Annotated in this window: 1 protein-coding gene; it reads right to left on the bottom strand. The window is 62.0% G+C overall.

From position 1 onward, the window contains the following. Positions 1 to 276 (bottom strand): arginase family protein (locus SB772_RS40555; protein ID WP_410838592.1); only part of this gene is annotated, 276 nt, incomplete at both ends.

Below are 276 nucleotides of genomic sequence, written 5' to 3'. Positions count from 1 at the left end.
GTGATTGAGGCTGTCGGGCGCGTCGTCGGGCCAGGTGTCGCAATGCGCGTCGAAGTGAATCAGCGACAGCGGCTTGCCGTACTTTTCCGCATGCGCGATCAGCAGCGGATACGTGATGAAGTGATCGCCGCCGAACGTGAGCATCTTCGCGTTCGAGCGCAGGATCGAGCGCGCATGCTCGACGATGGCGGGTTTGAAGGTCAGCGGATTGTGCGCGTCGAACCAGCAGTCGCCGTAATCGGTCACGGCCAGCGTCTCGAACGGATCGAAACCCCA

It is taken from the genome of Paraburkholderia sp. SIMBA_030 (genome assembly GCF_046535245.1).
Classification (GTDB): Bacteria; Pseudomonadota; Gammaproteobacteria; order Burkholderiales; family Burkholderiaceae; genus Paraburkholderia.
Note: the sequence above shows the minus strand (reverse complement) of the source record. Positions and strands in the feature narration are given on the sequence as shown.